Source organism: Zhihengliuella halotolerans, assembly GCF_004217565.1.
Lineage (GTDB): Bacteria > Actinomycetota > Actinomycetes > Actinomycetales > Micrococcaceae > Zhihengliuella > Zhihengliuella halotolerans.
Genome location: NZ_SHLA01000001.1, coordinates 2,303,627 through 2,318,170 on the forward strand (window position 1 = coordinate 2,303,627; position 14,544 = coordinate 2,318,170).

The window sequence follows — 14,544 nt, forward strand, 5'->3', positions numbered from 1 at the left end:
TCCCGTTCAATCTAGGTGTGACGGCGATCACCGGTCAAGGAATATGGGGGCGATCGATCTTTCATCTTGGCGATCGGCTGATACCTTGAGGGCATCAATGCCGCTCACGTGATCGATTCAGCTGCATCTTCCACGCCGCGCAGACGCGACCCGCCCATGGCTGCCCGACTACAACTTCCGGGTGCTCTCCCGCAGCACCGGGTGCCCCGACACCACGAGCCGGCGCTGCTCGTCACCGTCGGTGAGCACAAACTCGCCGGCCATGCGGCCAATCTCCTCGAGCGGCAACCGCACGGTCGAGACCGACGGCACGAGGTCACCCAGCGTGGGGATGTCGTCGAAGCCGGCAACCGCCACATCCTCCGGGACCCGCAGCCCGGCCTCCCGGATCGCCGTCATCGCCCCGAGCGCCATGACGTCGTTCGCGCAGAAGACGCACACCTGGCCGGCTGGCAGCTCGAGCGCCTCCGAACGAATCAGGTCCGCCATCTCCAAGTAGCCGCCGTCGCGCGTAAACGCCCCCTCCCGCACGAGGACGGGATCGATGCCCGAGGACTTCAGCTTGGCGAGGAAACCGGAGACGCGGTCGAGCGCCGTCGTCAGGGATTGGTCGCCGGCGAGCACCGCGAACCGCCGGTGTCCGAGGCGCAGCAACTCCTGCGCCAGCTCCGCCGCCGCCCCCTCGTTGTCGAGGTGGACGCCGCCGGCCAGCGCGAGGGGCTGGCCGATCATGACGACCTTGCCCCCGTTGGCCTGATACTGCTCGAGCGCGGCCACGAGATCGTCATCGTCCTCGATGCCACGGGAACCGGCGAGCACGATCGCATCAGTGCGGTGCGAGAGGAATGACCGCACGGCACTGAGCTCGGCCTGCGGATCGCGACCGGTGCTGCTGAGCAGCAGCTGCACCCCGCTGCCGTCGAGCCCGCGCTGGACGCCGCGGGCGATCGAGGAGAAGTAGGGGTCGGCGATGTCGTGCACGATCAGGCCGACGAGGCCCGCGCTGCTGCGGGCGAGGGCCTGCGCCTGGGCGTTGGGGAAATAGCCGAGCCGCTGGGCCGCCGAACGCACCCGGTCGGCAATCTCCTGCGAGGGTGTGCGTTTGGATCCGTTGAGGACGCGCGACGCAGTGGCCTGAGAGACCCCCGCCTCCTTGGCGACATCTGCGAGCCGAACAGCCATGGCACGACCTTTCTCTCGGGCCGCCGCCGAGCGGGGCCGCGACTCCTCACGTGTGACAGTTGACACGTCGATCACTCCGACACTACCTTGGAAAGCGCATTCCCAACTATTTTCTTATTCCACATCACCTCCGAAGAGGAGTCCCGACATGTCCGAGACCCGCGTCATTCGCATCGCCATGAACGGCATCACCGGCCGTATGGGCTACCGCCAGCACCTGCTGCGCTCGATCCTCCCGATCCGCGACCAGGGCGGAATCACGCTGGCCGACGGCTCCAAGGTCACCGTCGAGCCCATCCTGATCGGCCGCAACGAAGCCAAGATCAAGGAGCTGGCCGAGCTGCACGGCGTCGAGCAGTACACCACCGACCTCGACGCGATGATCAACGACCCCTCCGTGGACGTCGTCTTCGACGCGTCGATGACGTCCCTGCGCTACGACACCCTCTCCAAGGCCATCGCCGCCGGAAAGCACGTCTTCACCGAGAAGCCCACCGCGGAGACCCTGACCGAGGCCGTCGACCTCGCCCGTCAGGCGCAGATGGCCGGCATCACCGCCGGCGTCGTGCACGACAAGCTCTACCTGCCCGGCCTGGTCAAGCTGCGCCGCCTCGTCGACGAGGGCTTCTTCGGCCGCATCCTCTCGATGCGCGGCGAGTTCGGCTACTGGGTCTTCGAGGGCGAGATCCAGGAGGCCCAGCGCCCGTCCTGGAACTACCGGCTCGCCGACGGCGGCTCGATGACCACCGACATGTACTGCCACTGGAACTACGTCATGGAGGGCATCATCGGCACGGTGAAGTCCGTGAACTCCAAGACCGCCACCCACATCCCCACCCGCTGGGACGAGAAGGGCGAGCCCTACGAGGCGACCGCCGACGACGCCGCCTACGGCATCTTCGAGCTCGAGACCCCGGCCGGCGACGAGGTCGTCGCGCAGATCAACTCCTCGTGGGCCGTGCGCGTGTACCGCGACGAGCTCGTCGAGTTCCAGATCGACGGCACGCACGGCTCCGCCGTCGCGGGCCTGAACAAGTGCGTCGCCCAGCAGCGCGCGCACACGCCGAAGCCGGTCTGGAACCCGGACCTGCCGGTCACGGAGTCCTTCCGCGACCAGTGGTCCGAGGTCCCGGCCAATGCCGATCTGGACAACGGCTTCAAGCTGCAGTGGGAGGAGTTCCTGGCCGACGTCGTGGCCGGTCGCGAGCACCGCTTCGGGCTGCTCTCCGCAGCCCGCGGCGTGCAGCTCGCGGAGCTGGGCCTGCAGTCCGCCGCCGAGCGCCGCACCCTCGACGTCCCGGAGATCTCGCTGTGAGCACGACAACCGCAACCAGCCTTCCGACCCTGACGCTGCCGTCGGCCTACGGCACGCTGAGCGAGTACACGATGTACGGCCCGGGGCAGTTCACGCGCCCGTCCGCGCCGATCACCTCGCGCCACGTCTACGCGGCAGCCCACGTCATCCCGCTCATGACCGCCGATAACACCCCCGGTGCCGACGCCGAGCTCGACTGGAACGCCACGCTGGCCTACCGCCACGAGCTGTGGTCCTACGGCCTGGGCGTCGCCGACGCCATGGACACCGCCCAGCGCGGCATGGGCCTGGACTACGCGGCCACGTGCGAGCTGATCCGGCGCTCCGCGGCCGAGGCGGCCGACGTCGTCTCCTCCGGGAAGTACCCGGCGCTGGCCGGCAAGACCGTGCGAGACCTCGTCTCGTGCGGCGCCGGCACCGACCAGCTCGACCCGGCCGCGGTCTCCGCCGGGCCGGAGGGGCTCGCGGCCGTGACCGCCGCCTACCTCGAGATGCTCGACGTCGTCGAGTCCTCCGGCGCGAAGATCATCATCATGTGCTCGCGGGCGCTGACGAAGGTCGCCCGGAACGCCGAGGACTACCTGGACGTCTACTCGCAATTGCTCGACGCCGCGAAGCAGCCGGTCATCCTGCACTGGCTCGGCCCGATGTTCGACCCGGCGCTGGCCGGATATTGGGGCAGCGACGACGTCGCGACCGCCACGGGCACGTTCCTGCGCCTCATCGAGAAGCACGCGGACAAGGTCGACGGCGTGAAGGTCTCGCTGCTCGACGCCGAACACGAGACGCAGCTGCGCTCGGCGCTGCCGGAGAGCGTCCGCCTCTACACCGGCGACGACTTCAACTACCCCGAGCTCATCCACGGCGACGGCGAGCTGCACTCGGACGCCCTGCTGGGCATCTTCGCGGCGATCTACCCGGCGGCGTCCACGGCGCTGCAGGCGTACGACGCCGGCGAGGCGGACCGCGGGCGGGCGATCCTCGATTCGACCCGCGAGCTCGGCAAGCACATCTTCTCCGCACCGACGCTCTACTACAAGACGGGCATCGCGTTCCTCGCGTGGCTCAACGGGCACCAGTCCGGGTTCCAGATGGTCGGCGGCCTGCACTCGGGCCGCTCGGTCGCCCACCTGGCCCACACGTTCGTGCTCGCCGACAAGGCAGGCCTGCTGCTCGATCCGCAGCTCGCGGCCGAGCGCATGACGCAGCTGCTGGCCGTGTACGGAATCGAGCAGAAGGGGGCCCGCGCATGAGCTCGAGCGCCTTCCCACTCGCCCTGAACACGGGCACCACGCCGAACCTCGACCTGCGCGAGGCCGTCGAGGTCACCGCCGAGGCCGGGCTCACGCACATCGGGCCCTGGCGCCACCTGCTCGAGGGCGCCGGCGGGGCCGAGACGGCCGCGAAGATCATCGCCGGTGCCGGCCTCAAGGCCTCGACCTTGTGCCGCGGGGGCTTCCTCACCGCGACGGAGCCGGAGGCCCGGGCCGCAGCGCTGGAGTCGAACCGCGCGGCGATCCGCGAGGCCGCGACCATCGGCACGGACAGCCTCATCATGGTGGTCGGCGGCCTGCCGGCGGCCGCGCACGTGCTCGGCGGCGAGGGCGACCGGGGCGACAAGGACATCGCCGCCGCCCGCGCCCGCGTGGGTGACGGGCTCGCCGACCTGGTCCCGTACGCGCAGGAGCACGGCGTGCGACTCGTCCTCGAGCCGCTGCACCCGATGTACGCGGCGGACCGCGCCGTACTCTCCACGCTCGGCCAGGCCCTCGACATGGCCGCTGGCCTTCCGGCGGACGCGGTCGCCGTCGTCGTCGACACGTTCCACGTCTACTGGGACCCGCAGGTGCGCGAGCAGATCGCGCGCGCGGGCGCCGAGGGGCGGCTCGCGAGCTACCAGGTCTGCGACTTCAACCTGCCGATCGCCGCCGACGCGCTCAAGTCGCGGGGCATGATGGGAGACGGGTACATCGACTTCGCGTCGCTGTCGACGTGGACGGCGCAGGCCGGCTACACCGGCCCGGTCGAGGTCGAGATCTTCAACCAGGAGGTCAACGACCAGGATCCGCGTCTGACGCTGGCGACGATGAAGGAACGCTACGTGCAGCTCGTGCTCCCGCATCTAGAATCGGCGCGCGCGGGCGCGCCCGCCGAAACGGCCGCCGGCGTCTGAGCCGGTACCCGGGCGGCCCCGGCGCCCGCGCGCGCCGGGGCCGCTGATCGATCGAGACGAACGAAGAGGTAAGAGATGGCAGAGAAGCAGCCGGCCGGCGTCGTACTGGTGGGTCTGAACGGTTTCGGCCGGCAGCACCTGATCAACATCGAGCGCCTCGTGGGGTTGGGCAAGATGCGGCTGCTCGCCGGCGTCGACTTCAACGACCCAGGTCCGGAGGTCCGCGGTGCGCACACGCCGGTCTTCGCCTCGCTCGACGACGTCTCCGCGGCGGGGATCACCCCCGACATCGTCATCGTCTCGACGCCGATCAGCACCCACCACGACCTCGGCCTGCGGGCCCTCGAATTCGGCGCCGACCTGTACCTGGAGAAGCCGCCGACGGCGACCCTCGAGCAGTACGAGTCACTGCTGGCGGCCGCAACCGCGGCGGGGGCGCGGGTTCAGGTCGGTTTCCAGTCGATCGGCTCGCACGCGCTCGACGAGATCTCCGAGGTCCTCTCCCCCGCCGACGGATCCGAGGGCCCGATCGGCACCCTGCGCAGCGTCGGCGCGAGCGGGACCTGGGTGCGCACCCGCGGCTACTACGACCGTGCGCCGTGGGCCGGGCGCCGGGTCCTCGACGGTGTGCAGGTGGTCGACGGGGTCGCGACGAACCCGCTCGCCCACGCCGTCCAGACCGCCCTGCACATCGCGGGCGCGCGGGCGAGCGACGATGTCGTGGACCTCGCGACCGAACTGCACCACGCGCACCGCATCGAGGCCGACGACACCACCAGCATCCGCCTGACGACGGCCGGCGGCGTCGACGTGACGTGCGCGCTGACCGTGTGCGCGACCGAGCAGCACGACCCGTGGATCACGGTGTACGGCACCGAGGGACACGCCGTCCTCTACTACACGCGCGACGAGCTCGTCGTCACACCCAACCCGGACGCACCCGCAGGCGGATCCGGGAGCCGGAGCACGTTCGGCCGGACCAACTTGCTCGAGAACCTCATCGACGTCCGCGCCGGCGCCGCCGACACCCTGCTCAGCCCGCTCGAGAGCACGGGCGCGTTCATGCGCGTGCTCGAGGCCGTCCGCACCGCCGCGGACCCCGCGCAGATCCGTCCCGAACACGTGACGTTCGCCGGCGAGGGCGAGGACGAACGCCCGATCGTCCCCCACATCGAGAACCTCATCGACCGGGCGGTCAAGGGTTCGTCGACTTTCTCCTCACTCGGCGCTCCGTGGGCCGCGGCCCCGGCCGTCTCCGGCACGCTCGCCGTGACCCCGGCCGGTTCGGCCGCGCCCGTACCCGTCGCCGACCTGCGCACGGGCGAGGACATCTCCGCCGCCAACGGGCCGCGTCCGTTCCTGGACCGGGTGCGCACGCTCTCCGGCGTCGTCGTCACCGACCAGCAGCCCCTGGATCACACGTGGCACCTGGGTGTCTCGGTGGCGCTGCAGGACGTGGAGGGGTGCAACTTCTGGGGCGGGCGCACCTACACGCGCGACGCCGGGCGCTATGTTTGGCGCGCCGACCACGGGCGCATCCGCACCCTCTCCGAGTCCGTCATCCACGACGCCGAGGCCGAAAGCACGTGCGGTCAGCGGCTGCGCGCCCGGCTCGAGTGGACCGGCTACGACGGCGCGGCGCTCCTGACCGAGGACCGCCAGGTTAGCGCGCGCCCGGTGGCGGATGTGGGGGCGAACGGCTGGGAGCTGGACTTCTCCTTTTCCCTCGCGCCGGCTGGCAACCGACCCGTCGCGCTCGGCAGCCCGGGTTCGAACGGGCGCCCCGGCGGCGGGTACGGCGGCTTCTTCTGGCGGCTGCCCGCGGTTGCCGACGCCCGCATCTACACCGCGGAGGCCGAGGGCGAGGAGGCCGTGCACGGGACGGTCAGCGACTGGGTCGCCGTCTCGGCGGACTTCGCCTCGAACGACGGCCACCCGCTGGCCGGCACCGACGCCCAGCCCGAGACCGGGTCGGGCCGCGGTCCCGCCACGCTCGTCTTCGTCTCCGCCGACCCGGACCCCTGGTTCGTGCGCTGCGCGGGCTACCCCGGCATCGGGGCCTCGCTCGCGTGGGACGAGCCGGCCGTGACGCGCCCGGGCTCCCCGGTCCGGCGGCGGGTGCGGACCCTCGTCCTGGACGGGATCGTGCCGCGCGAACGCGTCGAGGCTCTGGTGTCCTCACTCGTCAGCGCGTAGTCTAACGTTTACCTACCCCCGATCTGAGGTTCACATGAGCACCCTGCCCACCCACGAACGGGACCGCCTCGCCACGGAGCAGGCGACCAAACACGCCCGCATCGTCGAGATCCTCGACGCGCACCGGTCCGACGCGCTGCTGCTGACCTCCACAGCGGCCCTGACCTGGTATCTCGGCGGCTCGCGCGTCCACATCTCGCTGGCCGGCGCGCCCATCGCCGCCGCCCTGGTGCACCGCGACGGCACGGAGATCGGGCTCTTCATCAACGAGTCGGCCCGGCTGTGCAGCGAGGAGCTCGGCGAGACGGACGGCGTGAGCGTGCACGTGCTGCCGTGGCACGGGAGCCTGAACGACGTCGCCGCCTGGTATCCAGCGGCGGGGGCGTGGAACGTCCTGAGCGAGGAGCAGGTCGGAGCCGAGCTGCGCGCCGCTCGTGCGTCCCTCCTGCCGGTCGAGGTCGATCGCTACCGCGCGCTCTGCCGGGACGCGGCTGCAGCCCTGACCGACGTGCTGTCGGAAGTGACCGAAGAGACCACCGAGATGGAGCTGGCCGCCGAACTCGGCCGGCGCATCATCGCGTTCGGCGCCGACCCCGTCGTCCTGCTCGTCTCCGGTGCCTACCGCGCCGAGCACCGGCACCCGCTGCCGACGAACGCCCCGATCGGCCGCCGCGCCATGGCGGTCGTCTGCGCGCGCCGTCACGGTCTCATCGCCAACGTCACGCGTTGGGTGACGTTCGGGGAACTGCTGCCCGGCGAAGCGGACCTGGATGCCCGCATCCTCGACGTGGAAGCGGACATCTTCGCCCAGCTCGTCCCGGGCGCGACGATGGACCGGGTCCTGCCCGCGATTCAGGCCTCCTACCCGTCGCACGGCTTCGCCGACGACGAGTGGACCCTGCACCACCAGGGCGGCGCTGCCGGCTACAACGGCCGCGATCCGCGCCTGGAGCCCGGCGTGACAGACGCGATCGTGAATCAGCAGGCCTTCGCATGGAACCCATCGGGTGCGGATCCGGCCTCGGGTCTGGTCGCCAAGGTCGAGGACACCGTCCTGCTCACCTTCGGCGACGACGGCTCGGCCGCCGTCGAGGTTCTCAGCGTCGACCCGCGCTGGCCAAGCGTCGAGGTCGCCGGCCGACAGCGCCCGGCGGTCCTGCGCCGCTGAACCATCCCTGCATTCGACAAGAAGGGCCCGCTCCCGACGGTCGTTCCGTCGGGAGCGGGCCCTTCTTGTCGCCGGCGCTATCGGGCCGAGACCTCCTCGACCTCCGGGGCGTCGGCCGTGAAGGCTAGCCGCGGTGCCTCGGGCTCCTCCATGTCCTTGCCGATGAAGTAGGACGTGTGCGGCGGCTGGTTGTAGCCGGTGTTCTGCCACGCGACGGACAGGCGGTACTGCGAGTCCGACATTAGCGTGAAGAGCCGCTCCTCGGTCTCGATCGTCGTGGTGGCGATCCGCAGCGCCGACGAGTCCTCGGTCCGCGTGATGATCTCCTCCCGCCAGTCGCCGAACAGGTCCGCCTGCAGGGCGAAGTTGCCCTTGGTGCTGTTGTTCGTCAGCGTTCCCTCAGCGCGGTAGATCTCGTCGGCCTGTTCGGTCTCCCAGTTCCACTTCGCGATGGTCGGCACGCCGGCGCCGGCCTCCGCGTCGTAGTCGTGGTCGCCGATCTCCCGCAGCAGATCCCCGTCCCAGAAGGTCAGGAAGTTGGCGGCCGGAATGGTTTCCGAGATCAGTTCGCCGGATGCCGACATCAGGTAGCCCACCTTGGAGTTCCACGAGCCGTCTCCGCCGATGCCCCAGCCCTCGGCACCCGCGTGCCGCGGGTCGATGTCTCCCATGGCCGCTCGGCCGATGTCCTGCGTGGCCGGGGTGTCCCAGAGGATCTCGCCCGTTGCGGCGTCCCGCATGGTCAGACCCCGGTTCCCCGACCGCCCCATATCCTCGTGCGCGGAGAAGACCTCCATGCCGGGGCGCGAGGGATCGAAGTCGGAGACGTGCTGGGCGTCGCCGTGGCCGAGACCGGTGTTGTAGAGCACGGTGCCGTCGTCGTCGATCGTCAGCGAACCGAAGAGGATCTCATCCTTCTGGTCGCCGTCGACGTCGTTGATGGAGAGCGAGTGATTGCCCTGTCCGGCGAACTCCTTGCCAGCCACGTCCGAGTCGAAGACCCAACGCTCGCTGAGCTTCTCCCCGTCGAAGTCGAACGCCGCGACGACGGTGCGCGTGTAGTAGCCGCGGGAGAAGACGGCGCTCGGCGATTCGCCGTCCAGGTAGGCCGTCCCCGCGAGGAAGCGGTCCACGCGGTTGCCGTAGGTGTCGCCCCAGGATCCGACGTCGCCGCGGGCCGGGACGTAGTCGATGGTGTCGATCGCCTCGCCCGTGGCACCGGAGAACACCGTCAGGTACTCGGGCCCGGTCAGGACGCGCCCGTCCGAGTTCCGGTAGTCGGCGCGCGAGTCGCCGATGATCTCGCCCGCACCGTCGACGGTGCCGTCGGCTGTCTTCATGACGACCTCGGCCTTGCCGTCTCCGTCGTAGTCGAAGACCTGGAACTGCGTGTAGTGCGCGCCGGCCCGGATGTTGTGGCCCAGGTCGATCCGCCACAGCTGCGTGCCGTCGAGCTCGTAGGCGTCCACGTAGACGTTGCCCGTGTAGCCGGAGCGGGAGTTGTCCTGCGAGTTGGACGGGTCCCACTTGACGATGTACTCGTACTCTCCGTCGCCGTCCACGTCGCCGACGGACACGTCGTTGGCCCGGTAGCTGAAGGGCTGACCGTCCTTCGAATAGGCGTCATCCGGCGTGTTCAGCGGGATGTCCAGGGTCTGGCCGTCCCAGACGCCGAATTCGGCGCTGGCCCAGTACTCGCCGGAACCTTCGTCGGCGTGCTTGTCATGCCCCTTCTTCTTGCCCTTGCCCTTGTCCTTGTTCTTCTCCTTGCCCTTGGCTTTTCCATGGCCCTTGCCGCTGCCGTCGGAGGCGTCGTCGGAGACGGTGCTCAACCGGTACGTCGAGCCGGCGGTGCCGTCGGAATCGACGAAGTTCGTGCTGTCCGTGACGGGCGCCTCGGTGATGCGCTCGCCGTCCCGGTACACGTGGAAGCCGGCGTCGGTCTCGTCGCCGCCCAGCAGCGGCCAGCCGACGTAGACTCCACCGTCACTCTGCGCCGCGACGGGAGCCCGGTTGATGCGCTCGGCCTGGCGTTCCAGCTTCGTCTCCGCCGGGGACGTCACGCTCTCCGACAACTCGGAGGCGCCGCCGGCATTCACGGATGCCACGGCGTACGTGTACTCGATGGTGGTGAGCACGTCGGTGTCGGTGTAGGTCGGCTCGTCGCTGCGATCGACGAGGACGAGCTCGCCTCCGGGCTCGGCACGGTAGAGGTGGTAGAACAGGGCCTCATCGACCACGTTCCACGTGAGCTCGACCGAGTTCTTGCCGACCTCGCCGACCGTGAGGTTCTCCGGCACCGGCGCGGTGGCCACGGTCTCGTCGATCGTCGTCACCTCGAGCTCGGTGGACGGGACGGACTCCCCGCCGGCCGCGTCGAGGCCGACGACGGTGTACGTGTACACCAGCCCGACGTCGGCCGTGGTGTCGACGAACTCCGCAGCCTCGGTGTCCGCGATCGCCGTGCGCGCATCAGCCCCGGCCGCCTGACGGTAGATGCGGTAGCCGACGGCGTCGTCTGTGGCGTTCCAGCTCAGCGGGACGGAGACGTCGCGCCCGTCGATGGCGACGTCTCCGGCGGTGAGCCCGGTCGGCGCGTACATCAGCGGGGTGATTTCCAGACCGTTGAGCCAGCCCGATGCCTCGATGTTCAGCTGGCCGTCGCGCACGACGATGGGCTGCAGGATCCGGCTCGAAGTGCCTCCGCGGCCGGCGGTGGAGGAGCCGAAGTCCTCGCCCTCGATCGTGACGCCGAGGCGGGCGGTTCCGATCATGTCGCCCCAGATGACTTCCACGGCGTAGCTGCCGTCCGGGACGTCGACGGCGATCGGGGTGTCGGCGCTCGGCAGAACGAAGTCGCGCTGCAGGTCGGTCGGCGTCGGATCGAAGTCCGTCCCGCGGTCGCGGCCCCCGGGGACCGCATCGGTGAAGCCGTAGCCCAGCTCCTCGCTGTAGACGGTGGTCTCCTCGAAGGCCGTGTAGCCCTCAAGTGTGGCATGGCCGGAGAGCTGGAAGTCGAACTTGTGCAGCGGGGCCTTGGTCGTGATGTTCACGGCCGCCGACGGGTCCGAATCGCCGCGCCCGTTCACGGCCACGACGCGCAGATCGTAGGCGATCCCCTGCTCGAGCGCGGTGACGTTCGCGAGCGGGACGGTCGACGTTGTGAGCAGCGCGTACTCGTTCTCGCCGGCTGAGGTCTCCTTGCCGTACACCTTGTAGATGTCCGCTCCGTCGACCTCGTTCCAGCTGAGCGTAGCGCCCGTGGCGGAGACGTTCGAGGCGACGACGCCGGCGGGCGCGGCGGGCACCTCGGCCGGCGGTTCGACGTCGCGCACCTGATCGGCCAGTGGCACGTCCAGTTGCTCGATGTCCTGGGCGATCAGGCGGGCCATCGCGATGGCGCCGTATTCCTGGAAGTGGGTGTCGTCCTGGGTGCCATTGGGACGGTTCGGGTAGACGCCCGCGGGAACCCACAGGAAGACCGACTTGGCTTCCTCGGGCCCGATCTCGTTCAGGTAGCCGCGGCTGGACGCGGAGAGGTCGACGAGCGCGGACCCGGTTTCGGCCGCGAGCTCCGTGGCCTCACGCACGTAGGCGGGGAAGGAGACGTTGAACTCGCCCGTGGCCTCGTCGACGGAACGGCGGGACACCGGAGTCACGAGGATCGGGGTTGCCCCGCGCTGGATTGCGCCGTCGACATAGGTGCGCAGGTAGTTGCGGTAGTCGGCCGGGGCCGCGTAGCGGTCGTCCACGCCGTAGGAGTTGTCGTTGTGGCCGAACTGCACGAAGAGGTAGTCACCCGGGCGGATCTGGCCGAGCACCGTGTCGAGCCGCCCCTGGCTGATGAAGTTCTTCGAGGAGCGGCCGCCGATGGCGTGGTTGTCGACCACGACGTCGTCGGACAGGAAGCGCTCGATCATCTGACCCCAGCCGGCCTGCGGGGCGAAGTCGTCCCGGTACGTCTGCACGGTCGAGTCGCCCGTGATGTACACCGTCGGCTCCGCGCCGGCCTCGCGTTCTCCGCGCCGGGTGATCGTCAGACCGGCGAGATTGGCCGCGTCGCCGGCGAACTCCAGGTTGAGCTGGCCGTCGACAAGCGAGAGGTCGAACTCCATCTCGTGGAACTCGCCTGCCGACTTCTCGACGGGCGCGACCTTGAGCATCCGCTCGGCGGTGATCGAGATGTCGGTGGCGGCCTCGGCGCTTCCGGCAACGACCCCGATCGTGTAGTCGCCGTTGGGGAGGTCCGCGACGAACTCGGTACCGGAGACCGTCACGGAGTCCGCGCGCAGGGCATCGTCTCCGCCGTGATCGGCGCCCGTCACGGCGGACGGGTCGACGAAGCCAAGACGGGTCTCCACGTCGTATGCGGTGGAGGCGTCAACGCCCTGGTGTCCGCCGGCGACCGCGCCGGGCCCGAAGTCCAGGCGCAGCGTGCCACCCTCGGGCAGGTCGGGAGCCTCGGCGCCGAGAGCGGGTACGACGGCGGCAGCGGACGCCGCGGAGCTCCCGTCGTCGGCGATCGTGTGCACGCGGTAGTAGTTCAGGCCGGAGGTGTCCGCGGCCTCGTCGGTCGCGAAGACCTCGCGCTCTCCGGAGCGAGCGACCTCGACGTACTCGCCATCGACGGCGTCGGCGCGGGTCAGGATGTAGCCCTCGGCGGCGGGGACCTCGTTCCAGCGCATCGCGATGGCCCCGTCGGCGACATGGGCGACGCGCAGCGACTGCGGGGCGGCGATCGCGGCGGGGTCGGTCTCGTCCGGCGGCTCGGTCGGCTCCGGTTCGACCGCGCCCGCGTCCCCGGTGCGGGTGACCCGGAGGCCGTTGACATAGCCGTTGCCGGCGCCGGTCACGCCGACACTCAGCTGTCCGTCGGTCACGTCGGCGGAGAAGACCTCGCTGGCGACCGCCTCCTTCGCGGGCCGGACGTGGCCGGATTCCTCGCCCTCGAGCTCGATCGTGGTCCGGACACTGGAGGTGCCGGCGAGCGTATCGCCGGCCCACACCTCGACGTCGTAGCGGCCGTCGGGGACGTCGACGCCGAACTCCCACTGCGCGCCGAGGACGAAGTCCCCGGCCAGTGCGTCGTCGCCGGTCGACCGGTCCCGGGAGGCCAAGCCCGGATTGTCGACGATGCCGAAGCCGGCCTCTTCCGTGTAGATGTTCTCGTGGTCGACGCGGACGAACCCGTCGGCGACAGGGCTCTGCGGGGTGCCGAAGTCGAACGTGAACTCGACGGCCTGGTCCGTGCCGGACGCGGGTGCCGTCGTGGTCGCGGCGGGTGGTCCCGCTGTAGCTCCGGCCGCAGTTCCCACGGCCAGCGTCCCGGCCGTGACAACGGCGAGGCTGAGCCTCAATGGCTTTCTGAAACGATTCATCTTTGAGCCGATCCCTCTCTGGGTCGAGTGATGACAGAGTGTTTGGATTGCGCTTTCCAACGTCGAACGTAATGCGCGTCACATGCAAAGGTCAAGGGTCCATGCATGCCGCCTGAGCATCACGCATGCGGCAACCGAGCTTTCTCTTTAAAAGAACTGGGCGCCGCGAGCGCCGTAGCGGCACCCCCGACGCCCGGTCCTGGACGAAGGATCTAGTTCGGCAATTCGGTACGCCAGCTGCGCTTGGGCTCCCAGCCGATCACGCGGCGCGCCTTCTCGATGCTAAAGGCTGGCGATGAGCCGACCAGCCCGCCCGCCAAGTGCGCCAGCTCGGGGTAGATCTCCGGGATGACGTCGGCGAGCGGCGCCCGGGCCATCGCGTCGGCGGCACCGACGAAGAAGACGTCCCCGTTCTCGATCAGGTGCATCCGCTCGAGAAGAAGAAGCAGGAAGTCGGTCACGTCGCGGGCGTCGACGTAGTTGAACAGCGCCGGGGCGGAGAGCTTCGGGTCGTCGAGCCGCTCGACGACGGTGTGCCCCTGCTGCGTCGGCGCGCCCGCCCACTCCTCGGGCGCGATCACGTAGCAGGGCCGGAACGACGCGAACTTCACCCCGTTCTCCCCGTCGCCCGGACCGTGCTTGGCCGCGAACATCGCGGCGACCTGCTCGGCCACGTACTTCGAGAGCCCGTAAGCGTGCCAGGGCTGCGGGGGCACGTCCTCGTCGAGCGGCAGCCGCGGCGGGACCCAGCCGGCCGGCGACCCGTACCCCATGATCGACGGGCTGGACGCGACGACAACTTTGCGCACGCCCGCTTCCACGGCCGCGTCGGTCACGTTGTGCGCAATCGCGGCGTTCGTCTTCAGGATGACGTCCTCGGGGGCGCTGAAGGGCACCGCGATAGCCGCGAGGGAGACCACGGCCTCCGGTGCGACACGGGCGAACAGCAAGCGCGCGGCCTCGGCGTCGAGCAGATCCACGCTCTCGTAGGCGACGCCGTCGACCGGATCGGGCGGGGGCTGCCGGTCGAGGCTGACGACGTCGTGCCCAGCGGCCGCGAAACCGGCGACGACGCTGCGGCCGAGGCGGCCCGAGCCGCCCGTGATGAGGATTCTCGCCATGCGCGCCCCTC

8 protein-coding genes are annotated in these 14,544 nt (G+C 70.0%); 5 read left to right on the forward strand and 3 right to left on the reverse strand.

Translation table 11 applies throughout. The features are described 5' to 3' along the window. Window positions 1-168 precede the first annotated feature (168 nt). Window positions 169-1,182 carry a LacI family DNA-binding transcriptional regulator gene (locus EV380_RS10460; RefSeq protein WP_130451093.1) on the reverse strand — a complete coding sequence of 338 codons (1,014 nt, stop codon included), beginning with the start codon at window positions 1,180-1,182 and terminating at the stop codon, window positions 169-171. Window positions 1,183-1,330: 148 nt separating this feature from the next. Here EV380_RS10460 and EV380_RS10465 point away from each other — a divergent pair, with 148 nt between their 5' ends. From EV380_RS10465 to EV380_RS10485, 5 genes are all read left to right on the forward strand, one after another. After that, window positions 1,331-2,497: a Gfo/Idh/MocA family protein gene (locus EV380_RS10465; protein ID WP_130451094.1), complete on the forward strand. Its 1,167-nt coding sequence runs from the start codon at window positions 1,331-1,333 to the stop codon at window positions 2,495-2,497. Between the two features lie 71 nt (window positions 2,498-2,568). Continuing rightward, a complete protein-coding gene (locus tag EV380_RS10470; RefSeq protein WP_130452188.1) occupies window positions 2,569-3,750 on the forward strand; it encodes a dihydrodipicolinate synthase family protein in 1,182 nt (393 codons plus the stop codon). Next, window positions 3,747-4,670: a sugar phosphate isomerase/epimerase family protein gene (locus EV380_RS10475; RefSeq protein ID WP_130451095.1), complete on the forward strand. Its 924-nt coding sequence runs from the start codon at window positions 3,747-3,749 to the stop codon at window positions 4,668-4,670. The genes EV380_RS10470 and EV380_RS10475 overlap by 4 nt, the downstream gene beginning before the upstream one ends. 75 nt (window positions 4,671-4,745) lie before the next feature. Further along, window positions 4,746-6,866 (forward strand): DUF6807 family protein, encoded by a 2,121-nt coding sequence (locus EV380_RS10480; protein ID WP_130451096.1) that lies wholly within the window; start codon window positions 4,746-4,748, stop codon window positions 6,864-6,866. A gap of 34 nt (window positions 6,867-6,900) precedes the next feature. After that, the gene (locus EV380_RS10485) at window positions 6,901-8,034 is read left to right on the forward strand and encodes a M24 family metallopeptidase (RefSeq protein WP_130451097.1); all 1,134 of its coding nucleotides are present in this window, start codon (window positions 6,901-6,903) and stop codon (window positions 8,032-8,034) included. A gap of 77 nt (window positions 8,035-8,111) precedes the next feature. On the opposite strand, the gene EV380_RS16995 is transcribed toward EV380_RS10485, so the two are convergent. Both EV380_RS16995 and EV380_RS10495 read right to left on the reverse strand, forming a co-directional pair. Then, on the reverse strand, window positions 8,112-13,412 hold the full coding sequence (locus EV380_RS16995; RefSeq protein WP_130451098.1) for a rhamnogalacturonan lyase family protein: 5,301 nt from the start codon (window positions 13,410-13,412) through the stop codon (window positions 8,112-8,114). A gap of 212 nt (window positions 13,413-13,624) precedes the next feature. Further along, complete coding sequence (locus tag EV380_RS10495; protein WP_102157294.1) at window positions 13,625-14,533, reverse strand: NAD-dependent epimerase/dehydratase family protein; 909 nt, start codon at window positions 14,531-14,533, stop codon at window positions 13,625-13,627. Between the last annotated feature and the right edge of the window lie 11 nt (window positions 14,534-14,544).